Below are 338 nucleotides of genomic sequence, written 5' to 3' on the forward strand. Positions count from 1 at the left end.
CACCTGCACCGAGCAGAACTTCATCACCAAGTCCGCCGTCCAGCGCTACGCAGCCGAACATGGCATTGCCGTCGTCGCGCCCGATACCAGCGCACGCGGCGAAGGCGTTGCCGACGATCCCGCCTATGACCTCGGACAGGGGGCGGGTTTCTACGTCAACGCCACGCAGGAACCCTGGGCTGCGAATCATCGGATGTATGACTACGTGGTGCAGGAACTACCGGCGCTGATCGAGGCCCACTTTCCCGTGACGGCGGAGCGGAGCATCAGCGGCCATTCCATGGGCGGGCATGGCGCCCTGGTCATCGCCCTGCGCAACCCGGGCCGTTATCGAAGCG

Annotated in this window: 1 protein-coding gene; it reads left to right on the plus strand. The window is 65.4% G+C overall.

Annotated features, from left to right (window positions below; genetic code table 11):
- Window positions 1-338, plus strand: a 338-nt coding sequence (locus QWI17_RS01645) for an alpha/beta hydrolase-fold protein (protein ID WP_302720747.1), incomplete at both ends; no start/stop codon positions are given.

The sequence above is a fragment of the Gilvimarinus gilvus genome, assembly GCF_030518155.1.
In the GTDB taxonomy this organism is placed as follows: Bacteria; Pseudomonadota; Gammaproteobacteria; order Pseudomonadales; family Cellvibrionaceae; genus Gilvimarinus; species Gilvimarinus gilvus.